The 26,828-nt window shown below is 64.4% G+C and carries 26 protein-coding genes; 8 read left to right on the forward strand and 18 right to left on the reverse strand.

Features of this window, described 5'->3' with window-relative positions; all coding sequences use genetic code 11:
- The first annotated feature begins 113 nt into the window (after window positions 1-113).
- Window positions 114-284 (forward strand): hypothetical protein, encoded by a 171-nt coding sequence (locus AYJ54_RS50580; RefSeq protein WP_161491821.1) that lies wholly within the window; start codon window positions 114-116, stop codon window positions 282-284.
- 111 nt (window positions 285-395) lie between these two features.
- Here AYJ54_RS50580 and AYJ54_RS07400 read toward each other — a convergent pair whose 3' ends face one another.
- Window positions 396-1,175: a 2-keto-4-pentenoate hydratase gene (locus AYJ54_RS07400; protein ID WP_063697917.1), complete on the reverse strand. Its 780-nt coding sequence runs from the start codon at window positions 1,173-1,175 to the stop codon at window positions 396-398.
- A gap of 92 nt (window positions 1,176-1,267) precedes the next feature.
- Complete coding sequence (locus AYJ54_RS07405) at window positions 1,268-2,296, reverse strand: SDR family oxidoreductase (protein ID WP_063697919.1); 1,029 nt, start codon at window positions 2,294-2,296, stop codon at window positions 1,268-1,270.
- 95 nt (window positions 2,297-2,391) lie between these two features.
- Between AYJ54_RS07405 and AYJ54_RS07410 the strand changes: the two genes are divergently transcribed.
- The gene (locus tag AYJ54_RS07410; protein WP_201724147.1) at window positions 2,392-2,787 is read left to right on the forward strand and encodes a winged helix-turn-helix transcriptional regulator; all 396 of its coding nucleotides are present in this window, start codon (window positions 2,392-2,394) and stop codon (window positions 2,785-2,787) included.
- Window positions 2,788-3,068: 281 nt separating this feature from the next.
- Here AYJ54_RS07410 and dksA read toward each other — a convergent pair whose 3' ends face one another.
- Both dksA and AYJ54_RS07420 read right to left on the reverse strand, forming a co-directional pair.
- Window positions 3,069-3,434 carry an RNA polymerase-binding protein DksA gene (gene dksA, locus AYJ54_RS07415; RefSeq protein ID WP_085966600.1) on the reverse strand — a complete coding sequence of 122 codons (366 nt, stop codon included), beginning with the start codon at window positions 3,432-3,434 and terminating at the stop codon, window positions 3,069-3,071.
- Between the two features lie 213 nt (window positions 3,435-3,647).
- Window positions 3,648-4,259 (reverse strand): NAD(P)-dependent oxidoreductase, encoded by a 612-nt coding sequence (locus AYJ54_RS07420; protein WP_063697921.1) that lies wholly within the window; start codon window positions 4,257-4,259, stop codon window positions 3,648-3,650.
- Between the two features lie 140 nt (window positions 4,260-4,399).
- Here AYJ54_RS07420 and AYJ54_RS07425 point away from each other — a divergent pair, with 140 nt between their 5' ends.
- Window positions 4,400-4,771, forward strand: coding sequence for a winged helix-turn-helix transcriptional regulator (locus AYJ54_RS07425; protein ID WP_063697924.1), 372 nt, complete (start codon window positions 4,400-4,402; stop codon window positions 4,769-4,771).
- A 195-nt stretch (window positions 4,772-4,966) separates the two neighbouring features.
- Here the strand turns inward: AYJ54_RS07425 and AYJ54_RS07430 are convergent, their stop codons facing one another.
- Window positions 4,967-5,380, reverse strand: coding sequence for a flagellar assembly protein FliX (locus AYJ54_RS07430; RefSeq protein ID WP_063697927.1), 414 nt, complete (start codon window positions 5,378-5,380; stop codon window positions 4,967-4,969).
- 270 nt (window positions 5,381-5,650) lie between these two features.
- Here AYJ54_RS07430 and AYJ54_RS07435 point away from each other — a divergent pair, with 270 nt between their 5' ends.
- The 4 genes from AYJ54_RS07435 (at window position 5,651) to AYJ54_RS07450 (ending at window position 8,182) form a co-directional block, all read left to right on the forward strand.
- Window positions 5,651-6,775 (forward strand): flagellar basal body P-ring protein FlgI, encoded by a 1,125-nt coding sequence (locus tag AYJ54_RS07435; protein ID WP_063697930.1) that lies wholly within the window; start codon window positions 5,651-5,653, stop codon window positions 6,773-6,775.
- Complete coding sequence (flgJ, locus tag AYJ54_RS07440) at window positions 6,775-7,140, forward strand: flagellar assembly peptidoglycan hydrolase FlgJ (protein ID WP_063697932.1); 366 nt, start codon at window positions 6,775-6,777, stop codon at window positions 7,138-7,140. The genes AYJ54_RS07435 and flgJ overlap by 1 nt, the downstream gene beginning before the upstream one ends.
- A gap of 11 nt (window positions 7,141-7,151) precedes the next feature.
- Window positions 7,152-7,649: a hypothetical protein gene (locus AYJ54_RS07445; RefSeq protein ID WP_063697934.1), complete on the forward strand. Its 498-nt coding sequence runs from the start codon at window positions 7,152-7,154 to the stop codon at window positions 7,647-7,649.
- 158 nt (window positions 7,650-7,807) lie between these two features.
- Window positions 7,808-8,182, forward strand: coding sequence for a hypothetical protein (locus AYJ54_RS07450; protein ID WP_063697936.1), 375 nt, complete (start codon window positions 7,808-7,810; stop codon window positions 8,180-8,182).
- Between the two features lie 3 nt (window positions 8,183-8,185).
- On the opposite strand, the gene AYJ54_RS07455 is transcribed toward AYJ54_RS07450, so the two are convergent.
- The 4 genes from AYJ54_RS07455 to AYJ54_RS07470 form a co-directional block, all read right to left on the reverse strand.
- Complete coding sequence (locus AYJ54_RS07455) at window positions 8,186-8,554, reverse strand: hypothetical protein (RefSeq protein ID WP_063697937.1); 369 nt, start codon at window positions 8,552-8,554, stop codon at window positions 8,186-8,188.
- A gap of 12 nt (window positions 8,555-8,566) precedes the next feature.
- The gene (gene flaF, locus AYJ54_RS07460) at window positions 8,567-8,935 is read right to left on the reverse strand and encodes a flagellar biosynthesis regulator FlaF (RefSeq protein WP_063697939.1); all 369 of its coding nucleotides are present in this window, start codon (window positions 8,933-8,935) and stop codon (window positions 8,567-8,569) included.
- 290 nt (window positions 8,936-9,225) lie between these two features.
- Window positions 9,226-10,803, reverse strand: coding sequence for a flagellin N-terminal helical domain-containing protein (locus tag AYJ54_RS07465; RefSeq protein ID WP_063697940.1), 1,578 nt, complete (start codon window positions 10,801-10,803; stop codon window positions 9,226-9,228).
- Window positions 10,804-11,038: 235 nt separating this feature from the next.
- Window positions 11,039-12,613: a flagellin N-terminal helical domain-containing protein gene (locus AYJ54_RS07470; protein WP_063697942.1), complete on the reverse strand. Its 1,575-nt coding sequence runs from the start codon at window positions 12,611-12,613 to the stop codon at window positions 11,039-11,041.
- A gap of 322 nt (window positions 12,614-12,935) precedes the next feature.
- Here AYJ54_RS07470 and flbT point away from each other — a divergent pair, with 322 nt between their 5' ends.
- Window positions 12,936-13,361: a flagellar biosynthesis repressor FlbT gene (gene flbT, locus AYJ54_RS07475; RefSeq protein ID WP_063697944.1), complete on the forward strand. Its 426-nt coding sequence runs from the start codon at window positions 12,936-12,938 to the stop codon at window positions 13,359-13,361.
- Between the two features lie 71 nt (window positions 13,362-13,432).
- On the opposite strand, the gene AYJ54_RS07480 is transcribed toward flbT, so the two are convergent.
- The 9 genes from AYJ54_RS07480 to AYJ54_RS07520 form a co-directional block, all read right to left on the reverse strand.
- Window positions 13,433-14,932, reverse strand: a complete 1,500-nt coding sequence (locus tag AYJ54_RS07480) for a pyridoxal phosphate-dependent decarboxylase family protein (RefSeq protein WP_063697946.1) — start codon at window positions 14,930-14,932, stop codon at window positions 13,433-13,435.
- Window positions 14,929-16,182: an ATP-grasp domain-containing protein gene (locus tag AYJ54_RS07485; protein ID WP_063697947.1), complete on the reverse strand. Its 1,254-nt coding sequence runs from the start codon at window positions 16,180-16,182 to the stop codon at window positions 14,929-14,931. Before AYJ54_RS07485 ends, AYJ54_RS07480 begins: the two co-directional genes overlap by 4 nt.
- A 1-nt stretch (window position 16,183) precedes the next feature.
- Window positions 16,184-17,833 carry a hypothetical protein gene (locus AYJ54_RS07490; protein ID WP_063697949.1) on the reverse strand — a complete coding sequence of 550 codons (1,650 nt, stop codon included), beginning with the start codon at window positions 17,831-17,833 and terminating at the stop codon, window positions 16,184-16,186.
- Window positions 17,823-18,605, reverse strand: a complete 783-nt coding sequence (locus AYJ54_RS07495) for a hypothetical protein (RefSeq protein ID WP_063697951.1) — start codon at window positions 18,603-18,605, stop codon at window positions 17,823-17,825. Before AYJ54_RS07495 ends, AYJ54_RS07490 begins: the two co-directional genes overlap by 11 nt.
- 71 nt (window positions 18,606-18,676) lie before the next feature.
- Entirely contained in the window at window positions 18,677-20,554 is a 1,878-nt protein-coding gene (locus AYJ54_RS07500; RefSeq protein WP_063697953.1) for a flagellar protein, read from the reverse strand.
- Window positions 20,555-20,574: 20 nt separating this feature from the next.
- Complete coding sequence (gene flgK, locus AYJ54_RS07505; protein WP_063697955.1) at window positions 20,575-22,458, reverse strand: flagellar hook-associated protein FlgK; 1,884 nt, start codon at window positions 22,456-22,458, stop codon at window positions 20,575-20,577.
- 40 nt (window positions 22,459-22,498) lie between these two features.
- Window positions 22,499-24,760: a flagellar hook-basal body complex protein gene (locus tag AYJ54_RS07510; protein ID WP_063697957.1), complete on the reverse strand. Its 2,262-nt coding sequence runs from the start codon at window positions 24,758-24,760 to the stop codon at window positions 22,499-22,501.
- A 177-nt stretch (window positions 24,761-24,937) separates the two neighbouring features.
- Window positions 24,938-25,450, reverse strand: a complete 513-nt coding sequence (gene msrB, locus AYJ54_RS07515) for a peptide-methionine (R)-S-oxide reductase MsrB (protein ID WP_063697958.1) — start codon at window positions 25,448-25,450, stop codon at window positions 24,938-24,940.
- Between the two features lie 87 nt (window positions 25,451-25,537).
- A partial coding sequence (locus tag AYJ54_RS07520; RefSeq protein ID WP_245328929.1) for an NAD(P)/FAD-dependent oxidoreductase occupies window positions 25,538-26,828 on the reverse strand: 1,291 nt, incomplete at its 5' end.

Here is a 26,828-nt window from a genome sequence, read left to right on the forward strand (position 1 = left end):
GCTTGACGAATCCCGGCATAGAAACCCTTCCGGGATTTAGTGAGCTCCTTCATACGCAGCTCGAACACACTGACGTAAACTCCGCGTTATTTGGATTTAGCCGAGTTTCTGCGATGGACGAAGAATTTTGCCGCGAGCGTCTTAGGACCGTCCAGGAGCTTGCCGAGAAGGCCGACCCCTTCATCAAGAAGCGCCTCATGGATTTGGCCCGCCATTACGAGCGGCGTATCGCTATCAGTGCAGGAGGAAGGGAAGCCTCGGAATCAGAGCGGCAATCAAAATAGCCGCGAGGATCGCAAACCAGCCCTTCGCGTCGAAGCCAGGGCTGGGTCAAGCCCGGCCATGACGCCTTTGGCAAGCAGTGTCGAGAGGAAAAGCGCGGAGACGTCAGACTTTCAGCTGAACTCCGCCTCCACCGTCCCCAGCCCGTCCAGTTCCATCCGCACCTTGTCACCGGCTTTCAGCCACAGCGTCTTGACCAGGCTCCCCGTCAGCACGAGCTGCCCCGCATGCAGCCCCTTGCCTTCGGCGGCGAGGTGGTTGGCGAGCCAGGCGAGCGCGTTGTGGGGATGGCCGAGTACGTCGGCGCCGGTGCCCTGGCTAACCTCCTCGCCGTTGACGATGGCGCGGCCTTTGACCGCCTTCAGGTCCGGCACATTGGAACGCTCGACCGCCGGCCCGAGCACGCAGCCGGCGGCGAAGAAATCGTCCGCGATCAGCGTCGGCGCCCCCATCGTCTCCCACTTCACGTAGCGGTCGTCGACGATCTCGATCGCGGGATGATAGGCGTCAATGGCCTCGCCGACCCATTCCGCCGTGAACGGCGCCTCACCGGGGGCAAGGTCGCGCTTAAGCCGCACCGCGATCTCACATTCGACGCCGACGCGGACATAGTCGGACGCGGCGAGCTTCGCGCCGCTCTCGTGCACGCCCTTCTCGAACACGCCGCCGCCGCAGGGGTGGGGGATGCCGATATAGTCCTGCATGACCTGGCTGGTGCAGCCGATCTTGTAGCCGACAAGCGGCCCGACATTCGGCATCAGGAGATCATGCAGGGCGCGCTGGACCTGATAGCCCTCGGCCTCGTCGGCCGGGGGAACCTCCAGCGCCGCAAGCGGCGCATGGTTGCGGCGCGCGAGTGCGATTGCCTTTGCGGCTTTGAGAATCTTGTCCATTGGCGCCGCCTCCCACGCTACGCGAGTTGTGCGTCGCAGTTCAGCATCCCCGCCCCGGCCTGACAAGCGCAGGCCGCGCGGCGCGGCCGGCCTCACGCCTTGACCAGGCCGAGCCGGATCAGGCTCTCGGCCGTGCTGAGGATCGCCTCCTCGTTGGAGCGCGGCTGCCAGCCAAGCAGCCGCCTAGCCTTGGCGCTGGTCGATTTGCGCACCTTGCCAAGCATCGGCACGACCCCGCGCAGCAGCGGAATCCGATTCGCCGCCAGACGCACCACCCAGTCCGGGGCCTGCAACCGTGGAACCCGGCGCGCTCTCGGCCCGAGTTCCCGTCGCAATATCCTGGCGATGTCGAGGATCGATAGCGTCTCGCCGGAGACTGCGATGAAGCGCTCGCCCTTGGCCTCGGGCGCCGTCATCGCACGCAGATGCAGGTCGGCCACGTCGCGCACGTCGACCACGCCGAAATGGACCCGCGGCACCGCCGGCATGGCGCCGTCGAGCAGCGATTTGACGATCTCGATCGAGCCGGAGAAGTCCGGACCCAGGACCGGGCCGAAAATGCCGGTGGGATTGACGACGGACAATTCGAGCCCGCCGCCCTCTCGCGCGACGAAATCCCAGGCTGCCCGTTCGGCCAGCGTCTTGGATTTCGGGTAGGGCTGCACGTCCGCGCCATCGAGATTGGTCCAGTCGGTCTCGTCAAACGGCTTCTCCTGCGGCGGGTGACCGTAGCCGATCGCCGCCAGCGAGGAGGTGATGACGACGCGCCTGACGCCGGCGTCGCGCGCGGCGCGCAGCACGCGAAGCGTGCCGTCACGGGCCGGCATGATCATCTCATTCTCGTCCTTCGGCACCCTGGTCGACAAAGGCGAGGCGACGTGGAGCACGTAGTCGCAACCTGTGACCGCCTCGCGCCAGCCCTCGTCCCCGGTTAGATCGGCCGTGAAGAACGACAGGCTTTCGGGCGACGCCGCCCCGCCCTCGCGCAGCATCGCCAGCACGTCGTCGCGTCGGTCCGGCCGGCGGACCGTGGTCTGTACCTGATGGCCGGCCGCCAGCAATTGCAGGACAGCATGGATGCCGACGAAACCCGACCCGCCCGTGACCAGAACAGTGCTCATGTCGTAAATCCCTCGATCATCAGGGCCGGCAAATTCGTTCCGCCATACCCTGCTACGGGCCGCATCTGGTCACTATCTTCTTGGGAACAAGTAGAATGAATTTCGAGACCGGTATGGAAAACCTGACCACCGCAGCTTGCGACGACGATTGCGACTGCACCCCCGACCCGGCGCTGCTTGCCGATTTCAAGCATGCGATCCATGCGCTCGGCGGCAAGTGGAAGCTCGAGATCCTGTTCGCGCTGATGAACGGGGCCATGCGCTTCGGCGCACTGCGGCGGTCGATCGGCGGCATCACCCAGCATATGCTGACCACGCAACTGCGCGAACTCGAGCAGGATGGCCTGGTGTTGCGGACCGCCTTCGACGAGAAGCCGTTGCGGGTGGAATACGAACTGACCGATGCGGCGTACGGCCTGTTGCCGGCGTTTAAGGAATTGTTGAACTGGTCCAGGCTTTATGGAGGCGCGCGGCTCCCGCAGCTTGCGTGATTGCCAGCGATGCTTGATGCCACCGGGCTGCCGTCTCAACCCTCGAGTCGAACTCATTGATGCGACTCGCAAAACTTCCCCCACTTGAGGTGAAGGCTGTTTCTCAGGTGAACTCACGTGAGTTCGGAGGAATTGAGTCTAGCCCATTGATCGCGATTCACTTTTCGTGATTGCGGTCGTGAGCCGACACGCGGCTACAAGCAGCAGGCAAAAACTCTCAACACGGCGCGAACGGCGCCTGTTGTCTCTTAAATGAAGAGCCGCACTTGGCGGCTCGTAGTCTATTCGTCGCGATAGACCTTCTCGCGCTTCTCGTGGCGCTCCTGCGCCTCCACCGAGAGCGTTGCGATGGGCCGCGCTTCGAGCCGCTTCAACGAGATCGGCTCGCCGGTTTCCTCGCAATAGCCGTAGGTGTTGTCCTCGATGCGCTGGAGCGCGGCGTCGATCTTGGCGATCAACTTGCGCTGGCGGTCGCGGGCACGAAGTTCGATGGCACGGTCGGTTTCGGACGAAGCCCGATCGGCGAGATCGGGGTGGTTCACGTTCTCCTCCTGCAGGGCCTGCAGGGTGAGCTTGGACTCTTTGAGGATCTCATCCTTCCAGGCGAGGAGCTTCAAACGGAAGTACTCCTTCTGCCGGTCGTTCATGAAAGGCTCTTTTTCGGTCGGTCGGTAGTTTTTCAACTTTTCCAAGGGCGGCCTATCTTTTTAAGCAACGACTCGCAACGAAACGGGTCCGTTGAGCCGGGCCTTATATAGCGGCCTCCTGTGACAGACAATATTTCCCTGTTCGCGCAGTTACCGCCCCCAAGCCCTTGCACAGGAAGGTATATCCGGAAGAGCCCAGGGGCTGCTGAAGGCTCAATAGCCGACGGTGAAACGCTGCCTCAGATGGGCCGGGCGCTCGATCTCATCGGCGAGCGCGATGGCGTAGTCGGCGAAGGTGATCCAGCTTTTCCCGTTCGCATCTGCGAGAAGCTGATCGGTCCCCAGTCGGAACTTGCCTGTGCGTTCCCCTTCAATGAACAGCGCCGACGGCGAGATGAAGGTCCAGTTCAGGTCCTTCTCCTGCCGCAGCAGGTCCAGGAAGACGGAGCCTGCCTCCGCCTCGGCCTTGTATTGCGTCGGAAATCCGGGAGTTGTGACCAGCTTCACGCCGGGCGCGACCTCGAGGCTTCCGGCTCCGCCGACCACAAGGTAACGGCCCACCTTGGAGTCCTTCGCCGCGCCGATCAGCTTGTGCGGGTCGCTCGCCAGGAAGTGCACGGAACTCACCGCAACGTCGTGTCCGACCCAGAGCTTGGTCAGGCCGGCTTGGTCGAGCACGTCCCCTTTGCTGGGGGTGACGTTCGGCAGCGCAGCGATCTTCTCGGGGTTCCGGGCGATGGCGGTAACACTATGGCCACGGCGCGACAGTTCCTTGGTGATCTCCGAACCGGCCCGGCCCGAGGCGCCGGCGACAGCGATTTTCATGGAAGGCTCCTTTGCTTCTGCGGTAACTATAGGTGACTAGATATCGCAAAGGACGCTGGTGTTAAGAGAGCACTTTGTGCTTACCTGATTACGCTGGAGTGACCGGCAAGCGTAACCGGAACGGAGCGCGAGGAACCGACATGAAGCCCGACGTCTATGCAGCCAACTGCCCGACGCGCCAGATCCTCGATCGTGTCGGCGACAAATGGGCGGTGCTGATCCTGTTGCTGCTGCGGGAGGAGCCGATGCGTTTCAATCAGTTGCGTCGCACGATTGAAGGCATCTCGCAGAAGATGCTGAGCCAGGTTCTCAAGTCGCTCGAACGCGACGGCCTGATCAAGCGCCACGCCATCGCAACCGTGCCGGTGACGGTGGAATATTCGATCACTCAGCTCGGCGTGACACTGGCCGCCGCAGTCGATCCCTTGCGCGACTGGGCCGAGCAAAACCTGAAGGACGTGCTCGCCGCCCAGCGCCGCTACGACGCGCAGCAGAAGGAAGAGGCGGCGTAAAGCTTCCGATGAAACTGCCGAGAAGTACGACGCCGGAGCAACAAATGACACTGTCATGCGCGACTTGACCGGCGCATCCAGTACGCCGCGGCCTCTCGGTTCGACGACTGCTGTCTCTGGAATTCTGAATTGCCCGGTCAAGCCGGGCAACGACATGCGGAAAGAGTCTTCGAAGCGAGGAAAGGAGTCCGCGGCTCAGCCCTGACCGGCCTTGGCAAGTTCAACCTCGACGCGCAGCTCGATCTCGGAGAGCACGGCATCGAGGCCGGGATCACCGGACGACGACTTCAAGTTCGCCGCCGCATCGCGCAGCCGCATCACGGTCGAGGCGTCGAGATTGCCGGACAGAAGTCCCATCTTGAGATCGTCGAGCACGTCGAGCGCGGTCTTGCCGCGCGCGACTGAGCGCTTGCGCCGCTCGACCGGATCCTCCTCGATGCCTTGCAGCGCGAGCAGCGCATCGATGTTGGCGGCGGCCTTCGGCGCGGACGCCGCGCGCGTCTCCTGCGCCGACGAGGTGTCGGGCAGCACGAAGGTGCCGGAGCCCGTCCGCCTGGCCTGGCTGGCCGGCGTTCCAAGCGTGGTGCCGTTCGGTCCGTAGATGCGCATCGAAGCAATCCGGGTGATCGATGCGCCACCTTCACCGCATTATGGTTAACGAGCCGTAAACCGCCCGGCAAAATCTGCCGGCAGGCGGCAGTTTCGCGCCTCAGGACGAACGCCGCCTGACGCTAGTCGAAACAGGTTTATTCAACCTATTCAATCGCCTAACCCCACTGCCCCAGCCTGGCACAGCGCTCGCATGGAGAGGTTCGGACCAGCTCGTCATGGGAGTGTCGCAGCAGGTCCTTCGATTTGAGGAGCCTCGGGGAGCAGAGGATGCCAGGCGTTCGTTGGGTGAGGATTCTTGGGGTGGCCTGCGCCGCGCTGTCAGCGCTGGCGCTGTCGGTCACGTCGGCAGCTGCGACCTCGCGCATCAAGGACCTCGCCAATATCGAAGGCGTGCGGCAGAACCAGCTCATCGGCTACGGCCTCGTCGTCGGCCTCAACGGCACCGGCGACACGCTCAACAACATCCCCTTCACCAAGCAATCGCTGCAAGCGATGCTCGAGCGCATGGGCGTCAACATCCGCGGCGCCACCATCCGCACCGGCAACGTCGCCGCCGTGATGGTGACCGGCAACCTGCCGGCCTTCGCCACGCAAGGCACGCGCATGGACGTCACCGTCTCCGCACTTGGCGACGCCAAGGATCTGCGCGGCGGCACCCTGCTGGTCACTCCCCTGCTCGGCGCCGACGGCAACGTCTACGCGGTCGCGCAGGGCACGCTCGCCATCTCCGGCTTCCAGGCCGAAGGCGAGGCCGCCAAGATCGTGCGCGGCGTGCCGACGGTCGGCCGCATCGCCAACGGAGCCATCATCGAGCGCGAGATCGAGTTCGCACTCAACCGCCTGCCCAACGTGCGCCTGGCGCTGCGCAACGCCGACTTCACCACCGCCAAGCGCATCGCGGCCGCGATCAACGACTATCTCGGCGTCAAGTCCGCCGAGCCGCTCGATCCCTCCACGGTGCAGCTTTCGATCCCGCCGGAGTTCAAAGGCAACGTGGTCGCCTTCCTCACCGAGATCGAGCAGCTTCAGGTCGATCCTGACCTCGCGGCCAAGATCATCATCGACGAACGAAGCGGCATCATCGTGATGGGCCGCGATGTCCGTGTCGCCACGGTGGCGGTCGCGCAGGGCAACCTCACCGTCACGATCTCCGAGAGCCCGCAGGTCAGCCAGCCCAACCCGCTGTCGCGCGGCCGCACCGTGGTCACGCCGCGCACCAGCGTCGGGGTCACCGAGGACGGCAAGAAGTTCGCCGTCGTCAAGGACGGCGTCTCGCTCCAGCAGCTCGTCGACGGCCTCAATGGCCTCGGCATCGGCCCGCGCGACCTCATCAGCATCCTTCAGGCGATCAAGGCCGCCGGTGCGATCGAGGCCGACATCGAGGTGATGTGATGCAGACGGGCATGATCAATACCGCGCATGTCGTGTCGTCGGCCTTCGCCGTGCAGAGCCGCAACGGCCGCCCCGACTTCGAGCTCGCCGCCGCGCTGCAAAAGGTCTCGTCGCAGCAGCAGGCCAAGGCGCAGAAGACTGCCACCGACTTCGAGGGCATGTTCCTCAACGCAATGTTCTCGCAGATGACCTCGGGCCTGAAGGGCGAAGGTCCGTTCGGCGACACGCCGGGCACCGGCGTCTGGCGTTCAATGCTGACCGAGCAATACTCCAAGAACTTTGCCAATGCCGGCGGCGTCGGCGTGGCCAGTGAAGTCTACCGCACCCTCATCCTGCAGCAGGCGAAAACCGTCCGCACGGCATAAGGTCAACCAACATGAACCAGTTCAACGCATCCCGTCAGCCGATGCCCGCTCCGCGCACCGTGGCCACGCCCGGCAACGCCGAGGCACGCAAGCTCGCCGGGGACCTGATGGACGCGATGAACGCCCTGCTCGGACTGATCGAGCGCGAGACCGATCTCGTGCGCGCCGGCAAGCTCCGCGAGGCAATGGCCTTCGAGAGCCAGAAGCAGGAGCTGTCGCGACGCTATGTCGGGGCCGTCAGCCAGCTGAAGGCGAGCCAGGCCCAGTTCGCCAAATCCGCGCCGGAGTTGCTCTCGACGTTGCATCGTCACCACGACGCCTTCCGCGCGATGCTCCAGGTCAATCTCACCGTGCTCGCGACCGCGCATGCGGTGAGCGAGAGCGTGGTGCGCGGCGTCAATGCCGAGATCCAGAAACGCAACGTGCCGAACACCTATACGGCAGCGGGACGTCGCGCCACTCCCGGCCCGCGCCACGTCACCCCGCTCGCGGTCAGCCGCTCGCTCTGAGCGCGCGCGAAACAAGCGACAATTTTACGAAAAACCGCGCGGCGATGTCGTCGCGCGGTTAGGCACGTTTCGTAACCGGACCTTCAATCCTGACGTTCCATGGTTGCGCGATTAGAGGGGTTGGGATTTGACTCAGACGAGGCAACCAGGAGGCTGCCATGAGTACAGATTTCAGCATCCGGCCGGTGGGGATACCGGCCCCCGCGCCAATCGTAACGACGTCGAACGCGGCGGCGAACGACGCCGTGCAGACCGATTTGCCCGTGAGCCAGACGGTGGCCGCCAGCGATACCAGCGCGGCCGTACGCAATGATTTGCAGAGCGGCGACTTGCAAAACAACGAGAACGTCTCGCGCCAGGTCGTGTTCGACCAGGCGGCCGCATCCTTCGTCTTCCAGGTCGTCAACGACAAGACCGACGCGGTGGTCAATCAATTTCCCGATGAAGCGATGCTGCGCCGGCGCGCCTATTTCCATGCACTGGATCTGAAGTCCGAACCCTCGCGGCCGCTCAATACCGATCTCAGCGCCTGACGCTCACGTGGCGCGGGTCGCGACGGCCGTATCGAGATAGTTTGAGCCAGTCGCAGGGTCGGTCACGACGTTCTTGATCTGCGCCTTGCCGCTGCCGGCTAGCGTGAACTTCGTATTCCCGAAGCGAAACGACGAATCCTTGATCAGCACCTGCTGGTACTGAGACGTACCGCCACTCTGGTAGTGAATCTGCGCCCGGAAGCCGTCGACGCTCGAGATGTTGAGCGAGAACGTCTTGCCGTCTGCATAGGTGCCGGTCCAGTTGCCCTGATAGAGCGTGGAATCGACGGCGACATATTTGGACGAGCTGGTCGTACTGGAAAGAACGTTGGACTTATACGCGGTCGACAGGATGCTCATGATGTCGACCATGACAGGCCTCCATCACGCGCGGCCAGAAAGGCCAGCGGCAATATTCCTGTTGATCTCGATCAGCGGACGGAAGTGATCGAGCTGCGGGCTCATCTGGAGCGCCGCGGTCTGGCTCAGCACGAACACGCTGATGTTGGCGATCTTCTGCCGGACGTCGAGTGGCTGCGGATTGGTATCGCGCATCGCCTCGCTCAGGAAGATGGTCCAGAGCTTGCGGTTGAACATCAGCGCCTGCATGGTCTGCTCACCGAAGGGGTCGGCGCTGTTGATCGCATCTTGCAGCTTGTTGGCGGCCTTCAGCAGCGTCTGCGCCTCGATGTCGCGAGGAGACGCAGTGGTCGTGGCTACACGCGCGTAGGCCGAAGCAGCAGAACTCGACATTCATCACCCTGGAGGTTTCCTCGCCCGTTATACAGGCTTAAGGATTTCTTTCCCAACCCTAGGCAGCACCGCTTAAGATTTGCTTACGTGAGAGTGCGGACGATCTCCGGACAATTACGGGTCGCGGAGTCTACCTTCACCTCAAGGCTAAATCCGAGTGCGCGCGCTGTAATCGACTGCATCCAGTATGCACTGATCTCGGCTAATCGAGCGTTAGCGATCTCGCTCAAAACAACGGCGAAGCCTTGGCTTCGCCGCTGTTTCATCCGTCGTGTACGTGAGCGTTGCGCCTAGCGGAGCAGCTGCAGCACGCTCTGCTGCGACTGGTTGGCGAGCGACAGCGCGGAGACTGCGATCGACTGGCGCGTCGAGAGCGCCTGGCTGTTGGCCGCCTCCTCGTTGGTGTCGGCAAGCGTCAGGCTCGACGAGCCGGTCTGCAGCACGTTGATCAGGTTCTTGCTGAAGTCCTGACGTATCTGCACGATCGAAAGGTTCGAACCAAGCGTCGACGCTTCTGAGCGCAGAGTCGTGCTGGCCGCGTTGAGCGAAGTCAGAATGGCGTTCGCCGAATTCGAATCCAGGAAATCAACGCCCTGGTTCAAGGGCGCAAGGCTGAGGCCGGCGTCGTTGAGAGTTACGCCTTGAATGGTCAACGTCGAACGTCCCGTTTCATTGAACACGAGCTTGAGCGTATCGCCGTTCAGCAGGTTCACGCCGTTGAAGGAGGAGTCTTGCGCGGTGGTGTTGATCTGCGCGAGCACGTTGTTGTACTGCGCGACGAGATTGGCGCGCGTAGACTGCGAATTCGCGTCCGCGACGGGCGGCTGCGCGATCAGACCATAGAAGGGCTGACCGCTCGCCGCGGCCGTGCCACCGATTGCGCCGATCGTCAAGGAAGCGGCATCGTTGGAGGTCACGATGTTGAGGTGACCCGTCGGGTCGATAGTTGCCTGCAGATTGTTCGACGCCAGCACCGCATTGAGCTGATTGAGCGTGGAAATCTGCCCGGTGCCGGCGCCGAAGGTGATGCTGGTGGGGGTGCCGCCGCCGGTCGCGCCGATCGTCAACGTCTTGCCGCTGAGCGGGGGCGGGACGCGGGCGGTGGTGCCGGCGGTGAGGCCGAGCGCCGCGAGCACGTTGCCTGAGCCGGAGATCGCCAGATCCTGGCTCGTACCGGTGCTGAGCACGAGCTGGCCACTACCATTGACGGTCGAGGTCGTGCTGGCTCCGGTGATGCCGTCGATCGCGCTCAGCACGGTCTGCACCGTGAGGGTGCTGCCGGTGCCGATGCCGATGGTGACGTTACCGAACGAGTCCGTGGTCGAGGTGGTCTGCGCGTTCGAGAAGGTGATCGTGTGGCCGTCGACGGTCAGGACCGAGCCGGTGGTGATGGCGGTGTTGAGGCTGAGCAACTGGGTCGCCGCCGTAATGTTTGCGCTGCTGCTGTCGGTGACAGTAGTGCCCGTAGCCGTGTTGTTGGTGTATGCCGTGCCCAGCAGGTTGTTGGCGGTTGCACCGGTGATCGCGGCCGCCGTCACGTTGGACTTGGGCGAATAGCCCGTCGGACTTTGCAGCACCTGGCTGGCGATCGACTTCGCGCTGTCGACCAGCTTCTGCAGCGAGGTGATGCCGGTATTGGCGGCCTGCAGCACCTGCACGCCGTTGCTGATGCCGTCGAGGAGATTGCTGATGTCGCTGGCGCGATTGTCGAGCCCCTGCGCGGTGAAGAAGTTGGTCGGGTTGTCCAGCGCCGTATTGACCTTCTTGCCGCTCGCAAGGCGCTGCTGCGTGGTGGCGAGCAGGTCGGCTGTCGACTGCAGCGACAACAGGTTCTGGCGAACTGATGCCGAGAGAACGATGTTGGACATTGGCGGATATTCCTCTTGAAGCGCGACGCTGTACGAATCGGGGCTCGCCGATCGGGGAATGTACTTTTGTCCAGTTTTAGGAGGTCTCCTTTAAATTAAGGTTAATGGCGGCTTAAGCCGCAAGGTTAACGAAGCGTTAATCCGCCACGGTCCCCCCGCGCCGTACCGCGCGACAAAAAAAGCGGCGGGGCAAAAGCCCCGCCGCGACGCTTCGAGTGGCGATTTTGGTCGCGTATCAGCGCAGAAGCTGCAACACGCTCTGCTGCGACTGGTTGGCCAGCGACAGCGCCGAGACCGCGATCGACTGGCGGGTCGACAGCGCCTGGCTGTTGGCCGCTTCCTCGTTGGTGTCGGCCAGCGTCAGGTTCGACGAACCGGTCTGCAGGACGTTGATCAGGTTCTTGTTGAAGTCCTGGCGGATCTGCACGACCGACAGGTTCGAACCCAGCGTCGATGCTTCCGAACGCAGCGTGCTGCTGGCCGCATTGAGCTTGGTCAGGACCTTGTTCGCCGAAGCGTTGTCCAGGAAGTCGGTGCCCGTGGTCAGGGACGAGAGGCCGAGACCGCCGGTGTTGAACGTCACACCGGTGATGCTCAGCGTCGACTTGCCGGTTTCGTTGAACGTCAGCTTCAGCGTGTCGCCGTTCAGGAGGTTGACGCCGTTGAAGGACGCGTCCTGAGCGGTCGTGTTGATCTGCGCGAGCACGTTGTTGTACTGCGCGACCAGGCCGGCACGGGCGTTCTGCGAGTTGGTATCCTGCACCGCGTTAGCGAAGGCTCCTGCGCCGAACAGCTTGCCGGAGCCGATCGCCGTGCCGCCGATGATGGTGCTCGTCAGATTCTGCGAGGCTTCATCGTTCGTCGTGGTGATGGTCAGCTGGCCAGTCGAGCTCAGCGAGGCGGTCAGGTTGCTTGAGGCGAGCTTGGTGTTGAGCGCGTCGAGCGTACTGACCTGGTTGGTGCCCGTGCCGATCGTGATGGTCTGGGCAGTGCTGCCGTCGATCGCACCAATCGTCAGCGTCTGACCCGAGAAGGACGACGTCGGCGCCGTGGTGCCAGCGGAGAGGCCGACCTTGGCGAGCGCCGTACCGCCAAGCGTGATGCTGCTGGTGGTGTTGCCGGCCGTGATCGTCAGCTGATTGCCGGCGATGGACGCCGCGGCGGTACCGCCGCCGAGAGCCGTCTTGATCGCAGCGGTCAAGTCGTCCGTGGTCGCCGCCGTGGTCGCGGTAGTGTTCAGATTGATGGTGCCGTCCGCAGCCGTGGTAACGGTGGCAGTACCAGCGCCGGCAGCCGTGACCTTGATCGTCGTGCCGTTGACGATGATCGTGTCGCCAGCAGCAAAGCTACCGCCATTCGCGGTCGTCAAGCCCGAAGCCGCGGCAAGAGTGCCGGTCGCAGTGCCGGTCAAGGTTGCAGCCGTATCCGGCGTCCCCAGCAGGTTTGTGGCGGTCGCGCCCGCGATAACCCCCGAGGTGAAGCTAGACTTCGACGAGTAACCCGTCGGGCTCTGCAGCACCTGGTTGGCGATGGACTTGGCGCTATCGACCAGCTTCTGCAGCGAGGTGATGCCGGTGTTGGCGGCCTGCAGCACCTGCACGCCGTTGCCGATGCCATCGAGCAGGTTGCCGATGTCGCTGGCGCGGTTGTCGAGGCCCTGGGCGGTGAAGAAGTTGGTCGGGTTGTCGAGAGCCGAGTTCACCTTCCGGCCCGTCGACAGACGAGACTGGGTTGTGGCGAGGAGGTCGGCAGTGGACTGGAGGGAGAGCAGGTTCTGACGAACCGATGCGGAGAGAACGATACCGGACATACTGTTACCTTTCTGGTAGCTACGCGTCCTATCTGACCTTGATTGGTCAGACGACCGCCGGACCGTGCGTCCAAGCCTCTAACAATCCGTGAAATGAAATCCCCACTTTCTCCGCGTCGATACTGGAAGCCTCCTTCGCGAGGGCACAAGAGAGAGCAAAAACGCCGCTCTTACTATTGAAATCACTGACTTTTCTGTCGCCAGCGCAATCGTTAACGACCCGTTAACCATGTTGCGCAAGGATTCCCCCAAATCGGAGTCGATCGCCCCATCTCGCGGGTGGGCCTATGGCTCGTTACAAAAGGGTTGATGGAGAACAGGCATGGCTCTCAAAGTTGAGCTCAGACCGCACGAGCGCATCATCGTCGGCAACTGCGTCATCACCAATACTGACCAGCGCGCTCGCTTCCTGATCGAAGGCGAGAACGTTCCGATCCTGCGCGAGCGCGACATCCTCACGCCGGAAACCGCCGATACGCCGGCCAAGCTCGTCTATCTGGCGGTGCAACTGATGTATATCTCGCCCGATCCGCAGACCCAGCACGGCACCTACTTCAATCTCGTGCGCGACATCGTCACCGCCGTGCCGAGTGCCTGGCCGATCATCGAGGGCATCAACAACAACATCATGAGCGGCGATCTCTATCGGGCGCTGAAGGATGCCCGCAAGCTGATCGCCTATGAAGACAAGCTGCGCGAGCAGTTCGAGGCCACCCATCCCAAGGGGGACGTCAGCTCGGCCGCCTGAGCGCTTCGCACATCCGAATGAAAACGCCCCGGACCAGGTCCGGGGCGTTTTTGTTTCGGAGTCGTCTCAGGTCACTGCGCCGCGAGCGGCGGAGACTCGGTTTCGATCAGGGCATCGCCGCATCGCCGCGTGCCGAACTCCAGCACGGCCGACACCAGCGCATCGATGTCGGTCTCGTCGGTGCGATGATTGACGATCGCGGCGCGGATCGCGAACTTTCCGTCGAGCGTCGTGCTCGACGGCGCTGCGATGCCGGATTCCTGGACATCGGCGACGATCTCGCGATTGATCGCATCGTCGGCGCGATAGCGGAAGCAGACGATGTTGAGATTCACGGGAGCGAGCAATTCCAGCCGCGGCTCTGCGAGCACGCGCGCCTCGAGATATTTTGCCAGCGCGCAGCTTCGCGCGATCACCGCACCGAGCCGGTCGGTGCCGAACGTCTTCAGCGTGAACCAGGTCTTCAGCGCGCGAAAGCCGCGCGACAGATCGGGACCGAGATCGCAGGGCCAGACGGCGCCGGCCGCAAGGCCCCTCGCCTCGCGCCGCAGATAGGCGGCCGGCTGCGCGAACGCCTGCCGGTGCTGCTCGCCGTCGCGCACCAAGAGGAAGCCTGCGTCATAGGGCACCTGCCCCCATTTGTGGAAGTCGAGCGCGATCGAATCCGCAAGCTCGATGCCGTCGAGCAGGGGCGCAAGCTCGGGCGAGAGGATCGCGAGCGCGCCGAACGCACCGTCGACATGAAACCAGATCCCCTCCTCGCGGCACAGCGTCGCGAGCGCCTTGAGATCGTCGATCGCGCCGATATCGACCGTGCCGGCGGAGGCAACGACGAGGAACGGCTTGAAGCCGACCTCGCGATCGATCGCGACCTGCGCGCGCAGCGCGGCGACGTCGATGCGATGGTCGGCATCGACGTCGATCTTGCGCAGCGCGTCGGTGCCGAGTCCCGCAATGTCCATCGCCCTGGAGATGCAGCCATGCGCGGCCTTCGAGGCGTAGGCGGTTAGCAGCGCGCCGTCATTGCCGATGCCGTGCTGGCGCGCCAGCGTGCCGAGCGCGCTGGTGCGCGCCACCAGCACCGCCATCAGATTAGCCATCGACGTGCCTGTGACGAAGATGCCGCTCGCACTCTCCGGGAACGCAAACAGGCGGCGCATCCATTCGACGATCTGGCGCTCGACCTCGATCGGCATGTGGTCGCGTCCGCCGAGATTGGCGTTGAGTCCCGCCGCGAGCATCTCAGCGAGCATGCCGACCGCGGTGCCGCCGCCATGCACCCAGCCCATGAAGCCGGGATGGACGTTGCCGGTCGCATAGGGCGCTACGCTCTCCGAGAATTCGCGGTAAACGTCGGCCAGATCAGTCGCCTCACGCGGCACGTCGGCCCTGAAGCTCGCGCGCACGTCGTCGGGTATCGGCTGCCAGACCGGACGCGCGCGGATATTGGCAATGCTGTCGATCGTCTCATCCAGCACGCGATGGGCGAGCGCGCGAAATTCGCTCCAGTCCTGCGGATCGAGCGACGCGCCGGTGACGCCTGCTTGCGTGCTGCGGATGATCTCGTTCATGCTGCACTCCCCTCGCCGGCTTTTGCATGCCGCGACAGCATCGCGGTGAACGCCGCAAAGATCTTGCGCATCTGCGGCGGCTTGTACGGAAACACGAGCGGCGAATCCATGTTGTGCACGACGGCGGTGTTGTCGGCTTCGAAGACCAGGAGCTCTCGGTTCTGGTTCTCGGCGCAATCGACGATGAAATAATCGAGGCCGACGCGCCTACTCATTTCGTCGAGCGCGCTCCGGTGACGCGCCGCGAAAGCGTGGTCGAAGTCGAGCATGAAGATGGCCTCCTCAGCCCGCTTCTCCTCGCTGAACGCCATGTAGGCGTTGAGATACCAGATGTCCCAGCGGTCGGCGATCGCCATATGACAGGCGTAAGGTTTGCCGTCGACCATGGCGAGACGATATTTGCGGTAAAGCCCGTCGGGGCTCACATAGTCAACGAAACGCGCGACGAAGAAATCCTGCTCTTCCCGCCCAGTAAGATAGGCCGCAAGTGCCGGCGCATCGTCGAGCTTCGCGAGCCCGACGCCGGCATGCGAGCCGCGCGGCCGCGCGATCATCGGAAAGTGCAGCTCGCCAGCTATGTCCTCGCAAGCAATCCGGCCCTGCGAGAGATCGGTCAATTGCGCACGCGTCGCGTGGACGGTCGCAGGAATGTCGAGACCGGAGATGCCCGTCAGCAGCCGATACAGCTTGTCGCGATCGAGATTGCCGATGAGGCCAGGGCGATTGAGCAGCGGCCGCGGCCAGTGCGGCGCGGCCGTTTCGATCAGGGCGAGCGCTTCGCGGCATTCCGCGGAATCGGACGCGACCACGATGGCGACGTCGTGCTCGGGCAATGTCTCCGGCAGACCGACGCCCTTGACCACGTAGAGCGTCAACAGCTCGATGTCTGAGCCTTCGAGCAGAAATTCGATCGGCGTATTGCCGCCCATGTCGATGTCGGCCGCGAGCGCGAGCACGCGCAGGCGGGGCTTCGGAACCGCGCAAGGCGTGCGAAACAATTGGTGGAAGGAGAGCACTTCGCTCTGGATCACGAGCCCGGCCTCCTTCTCGCCGAGAAGCTGGGCAATCAGCGACAGATCCAGGCCTTCGCCCGCCTCCGCCGTGCCCTCTTCGATCCGCGCCAGGAGCTGGTCGCGCAACGGATGCAGATCGCCGCCCTCGAAGGCCCGGCGGGTCAACTGCGCGAAGCCGATGCGGTCGGCAAAGTTCGGCACGGTCACGCCGATCGGCGCAGAAACAGGATGCTGCATCTCAAACCTCGAACGCGGATTTTTCCGGCACGGCCGCGGCCGCACCACGGTCGAGCAGCAGCTCGATCTTCACCAGGACATGGGCGATGCGATCGAGGATATGTTGCAAATTGCGTTGCGCCTGTGCGGCATCCGCCAACCAGGCTTCGGTAACGAGCCGCGCGCCCACACACAGCCGCAGCACGGCCTGCGGCTTGCCGTCCGGTCGCTCAAGCCGCACCGGTTGGCCGACGAGGCAGCGCTGTGCGGCAACCCGCCGGTCCGCCGCGCTGCCTTTGACGTCGTCGTTCATGTCGCACGCCAGGGCGCGATGCACCGCGCTGGTCTCGGCGATCGAGACCGGCTTGCCGTCGCGCAGCAGCGCGAACGGAAAGATCGTGGCTCGCGCGAATTCCTCGTCATCCACGCCGGCCCGTTCCAGCACCGTCGGAACGGCTGCGAGCGACGGCGTCAGCGCGATCATACTCTCGATGCCGGCCGCAAGCTCGGCCAGCGCCCTGGCGCGGAAAGCCCCCGGCACCGCATAGTAGCTGCCGATTTCCGCGAGCGCCGCCTCCCAGCGCAGCCATTGGCCGAAATTCGGCCGGCGCTCGAAGCACGATCGCAGCGTCGACCAGGCCTTCGGCCAGTCGCTGCGATCGGCATAGTCGAGCAGGCCCGGCGCAATCTCCACGCCCCGATCGAGCGATCGCGAAAGCCCCTTCGGCACCAGCAGCGCGCCGCTGAAGGCGGGGCCACCAAAGAACTTGGAGCCGGTGATGAGAACCATGTAGCCGCGATCGAGATAGGAGCGCAGCCGCCGACGCCCGAGCCGCATCTGGCAGGCGTCGACGACGACCTGGACCTTGTCGGACCAGCGCCGCGCGATCTCGTCGAGGCAGGCCGCGCTCGGCGCGCGCCAGCCGAGCTTCGAGGAATCCATGATCTGAAGCAGCACAGGCGCGCCCCGCGCGATCGCGCTCTCGACCGCACGGAACACTGCGCTGTCGGCATCCAGCCGCGGCGCGAGTCCAGGCGCGGCATTCAACAGCGGCAACACGATGCTGTCGCCGGCGAGCCCCGCAATCGCACCGTCCTTGCGAACCGAAAAGCCGCTCGCCGTCATGGTACTGAAATGGCGCCCGCGCGCGGTATGGGCCGTTCCGCTTCCAGTCTGGTCGGCGCCCACCACGATCGTCAGCGGCGGCGCGCCGAGCACCGCGCGCGCCAGGAACAGGGCGTGAAGCTGGGAATCGGTGCCGGACGGCGAGAACACCACGTCCACTTGCGGCGAGAGCTGGAGGTGACCACGGAGCTCGTCGCGCATGTCCTCGCAGCGCGAGTCGAAGGCGACCTCCACTTCGTCGAACAGCGATTTGTGCACGAGCTCTTCGCGCGCAAGCGCGGCGCGGTCATAGGCGGCCTGCGAGATCGGCGATGCGGTCGAAGACGCGAAATTCCAGACATCCGGGGCCGGCGACGGCGCGCAGCCATAAGAGTTCAGGCGCGTGTGAGGATCGAGCGCCAGCCGGGGGTCGCCGCCGGAGGCCAGCAGCGTATCGAGCGGCGTGAAGAGATCGCGCAGGAGGTAGCGCGAGCCGCCGCCAAAGGCGCGCTCCGCTTGCTGCAAACGGGATGCGCCGACGCTCATCCCGAAAGGCTCACGCTGCATCGGCCGCTGCCGTGGGCGCCGGCGCGAACTGAGACGCGATGTCGCCATGGAAGACAGACGGGCCGACGTGATCGAGCGAGCTCTGGATGTCGGCCCAGATCTCGCCGCCGATGTCGGTCCAGCGCTTGCAGAAGGCGAAATCCTCGGAAAGGTAGGTGCCGGTCGCCGGATCGATCATGCATTCGAACAGGGCGAAGCGGTTCGGGCTCGCCGCCAGCGTGTCATGCGAATGCTCGCGGAAGAATTGCAGGGCCGCATAGTTCGGATGGCGGCACATCGTCTCCAGCACGTGACGCCGGATCATCAGGAAGCCGGTGCCGGCATAGCGCACGCGGGTGAAGCCGTTGACTACCACGATGCGGTCGGGATCCTCGATCTCGAGGACATAGTCCAGGGAAGCCGCCGGCACGTCGGCGCGGCCCGCCGCAATCGCCCGCTTGGCCTTGTCCCAGTTGACGCGCTTGATCGGGTAGCAGCCGGCGACGACCTCGGCCCCGCATTCGATCAGCCGGAACACCTGTTCCGGCTTGAAGCCGATGTCGGCATCCACGAACAGGAAATGCGTCGCCGCGGGATCGTCCAGGAACATCGCGACGAGATTTGCCCGTGCGCGAGTGATCAGCGCATCGCCGTCCCGCAGGAGCACCTTGAGCTCGAGATTGGACATGCCGTGCACGGCGCGCTGGAGCGCGAAGATCGAGCTTGCATAGATGCTCGACACCTGCCCGCCGAAGCACGGCGTGGCTACCACCAGCTGCATCTTGTCCGACATCGACGGCCCCGCCCGGCTCAAATCCTCACCAAGAGGTAAACAGGCATGGTTAACGGCGCCTTAACGCCCCCTTAGAGGAACTTGACGAGAGAGAGCTGCGCGAGGTTCGCGGTGGTCTGATAGGAGGCCTGGAGCGCGTTCTGGAGCGCCAGGATCTCGCTTGCGACCTGGTCCGGCGAAGCCGACTCCGCCTGGTCGATGATGCTCTGCAGCTGCGCCTTGGCCTGGGTCTGACGCGTGGTCGCATCCTTCATCGTGTTCTGGGCCATCGCGATGTCGGTCTGGATGTCCTCGACGCGCTGCGCTCCGGGCTGCGGCGTCAGCGCCTGAGTCGTACGCAGGCTCAGCGCCGCGACCTGCCCGCCTGAATACTGCCCGGTCGGCGAGGTCGAGAACGTGCCGAACACCGCGATCGCCTGCAGCTGCCGGCGGATCGCGTCCTCGTCGGCCTGCGCGCCATACTGCACGGTGATGGAATCGTCGACCCGCGCCACTGCGGTGGAGCGCGCCGAGCCGGGCCCGTCATTGCCCTGGTACCATTTCACGGTATTGGCGGAGCCATTCACGAGCGTCGTGGCCGAGCTCGCGGGCGAAGAGCCGACACGCAGTGGCGGCCGCGTGGCGGTGACCGGCGACGAGCTGAAACCGAGCGCACCAAGCGCGCCCGTGTTCGAGCTCGTGATACTCAGACTGGCCGCATCGTCGGTGTTGATGGTGATCACGCCGCCGTGGATTGTCGACGGCTTCGAGGTCCCCGTGATCGAGTCGATCTTGCTCATCAGGGTCTGGATGCTGTCGGTGACGTTGAGCTGGTTGCCGGTCGCGCCCGAATTGACGAAGGTGAGCGTGGTCCCATTGACGGTGATGGTGTCGCCGGCGGCGAAGCCCGGAGAAATCGAGTCCGAGGGATTGGTGCCGGACAGCGCCGTCGCTCCGGTCGCCGGAGCAGGTGTCGCGGCCTGGTTGTAGGCCGCCGCGGTTCCGATCGCCGAGCCCGCCGTGTTGAAGAAATTGTCGCCCGCCGTAACGGCCGAAGCCGCCACCAGCGAGGTGTTGGCGAGCTTCTGGATTGCGGTGTTCAGCGCCGCATTGAGGTTCGAGGCGGTATTGGTCGGGTTGGTCGCATCGATCGCAAAGCTGCCGGCCGGCGTCGGCGTCGCCGTGGACGCAGTCACGTCGATCTGCTCGGTCGAGCCGTCCGGCAGGGTGAACTGAACACTCAGCTTGTCGCCGTTGCTCGGATTGGTGCCGTTGAGATCGACGGAGAACGACACCGGCGAGCCGCTCGGACCGGTAAGCGTTGCACCCGTCAAGGTCGAGGAAACCGCTGCGATCTTCAGCCCGAAGGGCGATCCGGCGACGTCCTCGGACACCTTGACCGAGCTCGGCGTCGGCTGCGTCTGCACCAGCCGCCCCATGCCGTTGGCCCCGAGGTCGGCCGCCTGGCGCTCCGCCATGACGGTCTTTAAGCCGGCCTGCGTGGTGGTGCCGTTGATGATGTCGTCTGCATTGGCAACCGACTGCGTGTTGAATGCGGTCCCGGAAAACAGATAGCGGTTGCCCGACTGCGTGTTGAGCACGCCAACCATCGAGGCGAACTGGGCCGCAGCAGTGTTCTGCGCGACGGTCTGCCCATTGACGTTGAGATCCTGCGCCGTGCTGGCGGAGCCTGTCTGCACGGTGTTGCGGATCGTCGTCAGCGACTGAAGCGCGGTGTTGGCGAGGTTGATGCTGACGTTGACGTTGGTGATCGTGTCCGTATAGGCGCCGATGTTGGCAAGCTGCGCACGCGAGGCGATCGCGAAGCCCTCGTTGGTGCCCATGCCAGAATAGTTCTGCGACAGCTTGCCGGTCGAGAGCTGCGTCGACAGCTCGGTGAGCTGCTGATTGATGTTGCGGATCTGAGCGCCGAGGACCGACGAGGAGTAGTTGATGCTGCTGATCGACATCTTTCAGAGCCCTGTACTGGTTACACTTGAGCCTGGAGCAAGGTGTTCATCATGCTCTGCACCACCGACATGACGTGAGCGTTGGCGGCATAGGCATTCTGGAGCTGGATCAGGTTCGACATCTCCGAGTCCAGGTTGACGCTGGAGGTCGAGTTGAACTTGGCCTGGAGCGTCGACACCACGACGCTCTGGCCCTGCTGGAGCTGAGTCGCCTGCGTCGCCGCGTTGCTCTGCACGCTGAGGAACTGCTGGAGATAGTTCGAGACGTTGCCGCTGAAGGGCTGGCTCGACGAGCCGAGGCCGGTCTGCGGCGAATAGGAGAACACCGCCGTGGTGAGCTGGGAGTAGAGATAGTCCGAGCGCGTCGTGTCGCCCGCGGGCGTTACCGGCGAGGTGCTGTAGACCGAGAGCCGGGTCGGATCGGCGACCAGAGACGTGTTCACGGCGATGCGCCCGGCAAGGCCGGTCATCTGCGAGCCGGATGCGGTGATCGCGCCGGTGTAAAGCGTCGTGCCGCCATCGGTGAACAGCGGCAGTTGCGGATTACCCGAGGTCAGCGACGAGATCGTCTTGGTGCTGGACGACGAATTGACCTTGGTGAGTCCCGAGCCGTCATCCGTAATCCGTAGCGTCGTGGCGGTGGCCGGCGACGGCGCGGCGGAGAACGTCAGATGCGTGCCGCCCAGAGCGGTGTTGAGCGCGGAGGCGATCGCGCCCATGCCACCGGAGAAGTTGACGCCGACCTGCATCGGGTTGGCATTGGCGGCGTTCCGGAGCGGCAGCGCCGCCGGATCGGTCACGTTGACCAGCGTGATCTGACGCTGGGTGTTGGTCGTCGTGTCGGTATAGGTGATGTTGATGGTGTTGCCGGGCTGCGCGCCCGCGAGGTCGACGTCGAAGCCTGCTGGCGGGCCGGAGACGGCGCTGCCGGCCGTGGTCTTGTCGGACAGCGCGCTCGCCATCGTCGCGGCGAGCTGATCGATCTGGTTCTGCGCCTGCACCAGCGTCTGGTCGCGCAGCCTGAGGTCGGCCGCGATCTGGCCGGAGGAGACGACGTTGTTGGCGACGACGTCGACCGAGGAGCCATTCGGCAGCTTGATGTTGAACGCGCCGACGCCGGACTTGGCCGGATCGCTGTTGTAGAGCGAGGTCGCCGAGAGTGCGCCGGCCGACGCAAAAGAGAATTGCGAGGCAAGCCCCGCGCCGACGAGCTGGATGCCGGTGCTGGTGAAGACGTTGGCCTGGTTCGAACCGTCGGTGACGACGCGGACGTCGACATATTTCGACAGCGTGTTGATCGCCTGGTCGCGCTGATCCATCAGCGTCGCGGCGGACGGATCGTTCGACGACAAACCCTGGAGCTTGGTGTTGATGTCGGCGATCTGCTGCATCGCCGCGTTCGCCTGCTGCGCCGAGGTGCCGAGATCCTGCTCGACGTTGGACCGCAGTGACTGGATACCCTTGGTGGTGACGTTGAGCTGCTGCGCCAGCGCCTGCGCCGCACCGAGGGCGACCGTCTGAGCCGACGACGAGCCCGCGCTCGTCGACAGCGCCTGCAGCGCGGAAGTGAAATTGTTCAGCGCGGTTTCAAGCGTGCCGTTATTGCCGGGCGTGCCATAGACATTCTGAAGCTGCTTCAGGATGTTGGCCATCTGGTCTGCATAGCCGCTGCCGCCGGTCTCGGTGCGCAGCTGGTTCAGCACGTAACTGTCGATCTCCCGGCTGACGCCGGTCGTCATCGCCGTCGAGCCGAAACCGCCGGTGGTGACCTCGATCTGGTTCGGCGTCTGGGCGACGTAGCCCGGCGTCTGCGAGTTTGCGACGTTCGAGGAGACGATCGAGAGCGCGGCCTGGTTGGCACGCAGACCGCTCATCGCGCTGGCGAGGGCTGAACTCAAACCCATGACTTGCCGCCTTTGGTTACGTTACGCGCCGGTGGACCGATCAGCGCAACACGTTCAAGAGGTCCTGCACCATCGAATTCGCCGTCGTGATGACCTTGGTGTTGGCCGAATAGGCCTGCTGGGTCACGATCAGCTTGGTGAATTCATCGGCGATGTCGGTGTTGGATCCTTCCAGCGACGAGCCGCTGATGGTGCCCGAAGCGCCGTCGATCGCAGGTCCTGACTGATCCGTCGCCGCGTAAGCGCCGCCATCGAGCGCCTTCAGGTAATTGGTGCCGTTGAAATGCGACAGCTGCACCTGTGCGAGGTCGAGGTTCTGGCCGTTGGAGAAGGTTCCGACCACGAGGCCGTTGTTGCTGACTGCGACCGAACGGAGCTGACCGGCGGCGTAGCCGTTCTGCGTGATGGTGTTGATGGTCACCGCCCCACTCGTGCTCGCATATTGCGTTAGCCCGCCCGAGGAGATGTTGAAGGCGACCGAGCCGAGCGACTGGCCGCTGACGGTGACGTTGTTGATTGTGATGCCCGAGCCGCTCGGCGAAGTTAGCGACCCGTCGGCGGCAAAGGTGAAGGCCTGCCCCGTGTTCACCCAGGCGGGCGACGTGCCGGTCGCATCGGGGTCGGTCTGGTAGAACAGGTTCCAGGTGTCGGAATGACCCGCGCCCAGCGACGCGCTGTCGGTCTTGGCCCAGCGCAGTTGCAGGTTCACCGGCGTGCCGGCGGCATTGTACGCGGTCACCGCGCCACCGCTGATAGATTCCTTGGTGAAGGTAGCGACGTCGTTGCCGATCACCGTTCCGGTGCCGGCGGTGCCGCCGCCGTCGCGATTCTTGGTGATAGTCGACGTGAAGCCGAGCGCCGCAAAGGCCGCGCTGTTGGAGCTCGACACCGACAGGTTGGAAGCGGTGCCGGTATTCAGCGTGATCACGCCGGAGCTGCTGATCGAGGAGCCTGAAGCGCCGGCGAGAGCGTCGATCTTGCCGAGCAGGGTCGTGATGTTGTCGGTGACGTTGATCTGGTTCGGGCCGGATGCACCCGAAGCCACAAAAGTCAGCGTCTGGCCGTTCACCGTGATGGTATCGGCAGGGGGGCCTGCCGTGAAGCCCGATGAGAGCACTTCCGCACCGCCGGCAGTCGCGGTGCCACTCAGCAACGTCGCACCCGTGATCGCGGGAGTAGAAAGCACGTTGCCGCCGCGCGTCACGCTGCTGATGCCGAGCGCGGTGGCTGCCGTGCCGCTGCCGATCGCCACGTCAGTGCCGGTACCGGTCGATATCTGGATGTTGCCGGTGGCGCTCAGCGATGCCGTGACGCCGGCGCCGCCAGCGGTCTGGATCGCGTTTAGGATGTCGGACACCGTGGCCGTCGTGCCCGCGCCGAGGCCGATCGTGGTGTTGCTGCCGGTCGTCGAGACGGTCGTGCCGTTGTTGAAAGTGATCGTGTTGCCGTTGATCGTCAGCGTCTGACCGCTGAGCGCGGTGAGGATGCTGGACGCGAGATGCGTGCCCACGGAGTTATCGAGGGACGTGGAGGTGGAGGCCACCGCCGAGGAGTTGTTCTGGAGCCCAACCGTGCCCGTCCCTGTCGTCGACGAGTAGGCTGAGCGGATGTTGCCGGTTGCGGCCGCGCCGGAAACCTTCGCGTTGGCATACGGCGCGGGCGGCGTACCAACCGGCAGCGGGTTGGCTGAGAAGTCCGACGGGTTGAGACCGCCAGCCGCCAGCAGCGTGCCGCTCGACGCGGTCGTGCTCGCCACTGTATTGGGCTGGGTCGGCAGGTTCGCCGCGTACTGAATCGAGGTCGTCGCCTGAGCCGGGATGAAGTTGTTCGCGAACTTCAGCACCGTCGCCACGCTGCCTTGCGGGTTGCCGGTCTTCGGGTCGACTGTGACGCCCATCAGATAGTAACCGGCGCCATTGACGAGGTTGCCGTTGGCGTTGACCTGGAAGTCGCCGCGGCGGGTGTAATAGGTGACACCGCCGTACACCGGCACGTTGTCGACGACACTCGTGGCCTTCTGGACCGAAAAGAAACCGTCGCCGGTGATCGCCATGTTGGTGGCGACGGTGGAGGCCGAGATCGTGCCCTGCGTGGTGATGGTCGCCTGCGCATGCGCGGTGACGCCGCCGGCGACCTGCTTGCTCGGCACGGAGGAGTCGGGGATGAGATCCTCGAAGCTGGTCCCGATGCCCTTGTAACCGGTGGTGGATGAGTTCGCGATGTTGCCGGAAATGTTCTGAAGCGCGTAGGACTGCGCCTGCAGGCCACCCACCGAGGTGTTCATTGCATCGAAGATACCCATAACTTTGTCTCCAAATCCGATCCCGGCGGCCGCCGACCCATGGCCGCAATCGGAGGAGACTTCGCAAGGGCTATGCCAGTGCGGGTATTCTCAGGAAATCAATGGTTTAAATAAACAGGCCCCGGTCGGATGACCGGGGCACAATTGCCGGGCCGGCAACAATTGCCGAGATCAAACCTACGTCGCCGATGCCGCAGCCGGGTGGAACACCAGCCCGAAACCGTCGATGCAATAGCGCAGTCCCGTCGGCTTCGGACCATCGTCGAAGACGTGGCCGAGATGACCCCCGCAGCGGCGGCAATGCACCTCGGTGCGGACCATGCCGTAGGTCCGATCCTCGGTCTTGCCGACATTGCCCTCGATCGGCTGGTAGAAGCTCGGCCATCCCGTACCGCTCTCGAACTTGGTGTCAGAAGAGAACAGCGGCAGGTCACAGCCGGCGCAGGCGAAGACGCCCTTGCGGTGCTCCTTGAGCAGCGGGCTGGAGCCGGGCCGCTCGGTGCCGTGGTTGCGCAGGATCTCGTATTGCTGCGGCGTGAGCTGGGCGCGCCACTCGGCCTCCGTCTTCTCGATCTCGAACTTTTCCGCGGCCTTCTCGCCCGCCTCGGCAGGCGATCCTGTCAGCCAACGGAAGGCCGAAAGTCCGAACAGGCCGGCGACAGTCGTCAACAGGATGCGGCGGTCAAACATCTAATTCTCCGTGCGCGGGGAGTCCACGCCCTGAGATACGGGCTCTAACGGCCGACGTTACACTGTCAGGCGGAGATTTTTCTCAACTTATTGCGAAACGGGTTCCTCTTCCCCTGCTCCGGCCGCTACCGGAGCCCGTTCCGGCGGCGCGACAGGCCACGCTGGCCGCGGACGGTCGGGGGACGGACGGCGCGGACCGGTACCGGCGGCCCGGTTGGCCTCGGCGAGCCGCGCCTCCCGATCGCGCTCCTTGACCCGCGCCCGCTCGCGATAGCGGGCCAGCGAGCCTGCCGCGGCGGAACTCGCCCTGCTCCAGATCCCGACCAGCTGGCCTGCAACCCGCCCGGTGGCGCCTCCTGCCCACACCAGTTCGAACGGCGAGAACAGCCGCCAGCGCTCGTCGCCCCACAGAATGCTGCGCGCGATCAATTGCCCGGCCATGGCCGACGTGTTCATGCCCTGACGGCCAAAGCCGCTCGCCACCCACAGGCCTTTGCGCAACTGGCCGATCTGCGGCATGCCGTGCACGGTCTGGCCGGTGGCGCCGCCGAACATGTCGGCGATTTCGACATTGCCGAGCTCGGGGAAGATCGTCCGGATCCGCCTCCTGACGACGCCGGCGAAACGCTGCGGGCGCGCGGCCCAGGTGGTTTCCGGGCTCTCCCACATCAGCCGGTCGCCGTCGACGATCCGAAAATGGTCGACGCCGTCGGAATCCATCACCGATCCCTTGAAGGCGATGATCTCATGGACGCGTTCGCCGAGCGGCGCGGTGACGCCGGCATAGCGCCAGACCGGCAGCAGCGTCTCCCACAGGCGCTTCAAGGGCGCGCCGAGATGGACGTTCCCGGCAAGCACGATGTGGGTGGCACGCAGCCGCGCCGAGGGCGTGACGATGCGCTTGCGGATGCCGGAATGATCGATGCTGACGACCGGCGTATCCTCGAAGATGCGCGCACCCGCCCGCCGTGCCAGCGCCGCAAGGCCATGCACATATTTGCGGCCGTCGAGCTGGAACCCTTTGGGATAGTAGACGCCGTGGAAGTAACGATTTGTATTGAGCACGTTGCGGACGCGATCGACCTGCCAGCCTTCGGCCTCGGTATCGAAATCCTCATTGAGCATCTGCAACCGGCTGATCAGCCGGTCGCCGGCATCGACGTTGGAGACCTCCAGCACGCCGTCGCGGAGGCCAATGCCCGGCATGTTCTCCTCGGTGGCGTTGGCGCGGACGAACTCGGCCCCCTCGTTCGATAGTGTCCACAATTCACGGGCGTCCTCGAGGCCAATGCGTTCGATCAGGTCGGCAAGCGGCAGCGCGAAACCCGGCATCACGGTGCCGAGCTGGTTGCCCGAGGCATTCCAGCCGATATGGCGG

The organism is Bradyrhizobium centrolobii (assembly GCF_001641635.1).
In the GTDB taxonomy this organism is placed as follows: domain Bacteria; phylum Pseudomonadota; class Alphaproteobacteria; order Rhizobiales; family Xanthobacteraceae; genus Bradyrhizobium; species Bradyrhizobium centrolobii.

Excerpts from the sequence above, each read along its gene's own strand:
- AYJ54_RS50580 (WP_161491821.1), top strand. The coding sequence starts at position 114 with ATGGACGAAGAATTTTGCCGCGAGCGTCTTAGGACCGTCCAGGAGCTT.
- AYJ54_RS07400 (WP_063697917.1), bottom strand. The coding sequence starts at position 1,175 with ATGGACAAGATTCTCAAAGCCGCAAAGGCAATCGCACTCGCGCGCCGC.
- AYJ54_RS07405 (WP_063697919.1), bottom strand. The coding sequence starts at position 2,296 with ATGAGCACTGTTCTGGTCACGGGCGGGTCGGGTTTCGTCGGCATCCAT.
- AYJ54_RS07410 (WP_201724147.1), top strand. The coding sequence starts at position 2,392 with ATGAATTTCGAGACCGGTATGGAAAACCTGACCACCGCAGCTTGCGAC.
- dksA (WP_085966600.1), bottom strand. The coding sequence starts at position 3,434 with ATGAACGACCGGCAGAAGGAGTACTTCCGTTTGAAGCTCCTCGCCTGG.
- AYJ54_RS07420 (WP_063697921.1), bottom strand. The coding sequence starts at position 4,259 with ATGAAAATCGCTGTCGCCGGCGCCTCGGGCCGGGCCGGTTCGGAGATC.
- AYJ54_RS07425 (WP_063697924.1), top strand. The coding sequence starts at position 4,400 with ATGAAGCCCGACGTCTATGCAGCCAACTGCCCGACGCGCCAGATCCTC.
- AYJ54_RS07430 (WP_063697927.1), bottom strand. The coding sequence starts at position 5,380 with ATGCGCATCTACGGACCGAACGGCACCACGCTTGGAACGCCGGCCAGC.
- AYJ54_RS07435 (WP_063697930.1), top strand. The coding sequence starts at position 5,651 with ATGCCAGGCGTTCGTTGGGTGAGGATTCTTGGGGTGGCCTGCGCCGCG.
- flgJ (WP_063697932.1), top strand. The coding sequence starts at position 6,775 with ATGCAGACGGGCATGATCAATACCGCGCATGTCGTGTCGTCGGCCTTC.
- AYJ54_RS07445 (WP_063697934.1), top strand. The coding sequence starts at position 7,152 with ATGAACCAGTTCAACGCATCCCGTCAGCCGATGCCCGCTCCGCGCACC.
- AYJ54_RS07450 (WP_063697936.1), top strand. The coding sequence starts at position 7,808 with ATGAGTACAGATTTCAGCATCCGGCCGGTGGGGATACCGGCCCCCGCG.
- AYJ54_RS07455 (WP_063697937.1), bottom strand. The coding sequence starts at position 8,554 with ATGGTCGACATCATGAGCATCCTGTCGACCGCGTATAAGTCCAACGTT.
- flaF (WP_063697939.1), bottom strand. The coding sequence starts at position 8,935 with ATGTCGAGTTCTGCTGCTTCGGCCTACGCGCGTGTAGCCACGACCACT.
- AYJ54_RS07465 (WP_063697940.1), bottom strand. The coding sequence starts at position 10,803 with ATGTCCAACATCGTTCTCTCGGCATCAGTTCGCCAGAACCTGTTGTCG.
- AYJ54_RS07470 (WP_063697942.1), bottom strand. The coding sequence starts at position 12,613 with ATGTCCGGTATCGTTCTCTCCGCATCGGTTCGTCAGAACCTGCTCTCC.
- flbT (WP_063697944.1), top strand. The coding sequence starts at position 12,936 with ATGGCTCTCAAAGTTGAGCTCAGACCGCACGAGCGCATCATCGTCGGC.
- AYJ54_RS07480 (WP_063697946.1), bottom strand. The coding sequence starts at position 14,932 with ATGAACGAGATCATCCGCAGCACGCAAGCAGGCGTCACCGGCGCGTCG.
- AYJ54_RS07485 (WP_063697947.1), bottom strand. The coding sequence starts at position 16,182 with ATGCAGCATCCTGTTTCTGCGCCGATCGGCGTGACCGTGCCGAACTTT.
- AYJ54_RS07490 (WP_063697949.1), bottom strand. The coding sequence starts at position 17,833 with ATGCAGCGTGAGCCTTTCGGGATGAGCGTCGGCGCATCCCGTTTGCAG.
- AYJ54_RS07495 (WP_063697951.1), bottom strand. The coding sequence starts at position 18,605 with ATGTCGGACAAGATGCAGCTGGTGGTAGCCACGCCGTGCTTCGGCGGG.
- AYJ54_RS07500 (WP_063697953.1), bottom strand. The coding sequence starts at position 20,554 with ATGTCGATCAGCAGCATCAACTACTCCTCGTCGGTCCTCGGCGCTCAG.
- flgK (WP_063697955.1), bottom strand. The coding sequence starts at position 22,458 with ATGGGTTTGAGTTCAGCCCTCGCCAGCGCGATGAGCGGTCTGCGTGCC.
- AYJ54_RS07510 (WP_063697957.1), bottom strand. The coding sequence starts at position 24,760 with ATGGGTATCTTCGATGCAATGAACACCTCGGTGGGTGGCCTGCAGGCG.
- msrB (WP_063697958.1), bottom strand. The coding sequence starts at position 25,450 with ATGTTTGACCGCCGCATCCTGTTGACGACTGTCGCCGGCCTGTTCGGA.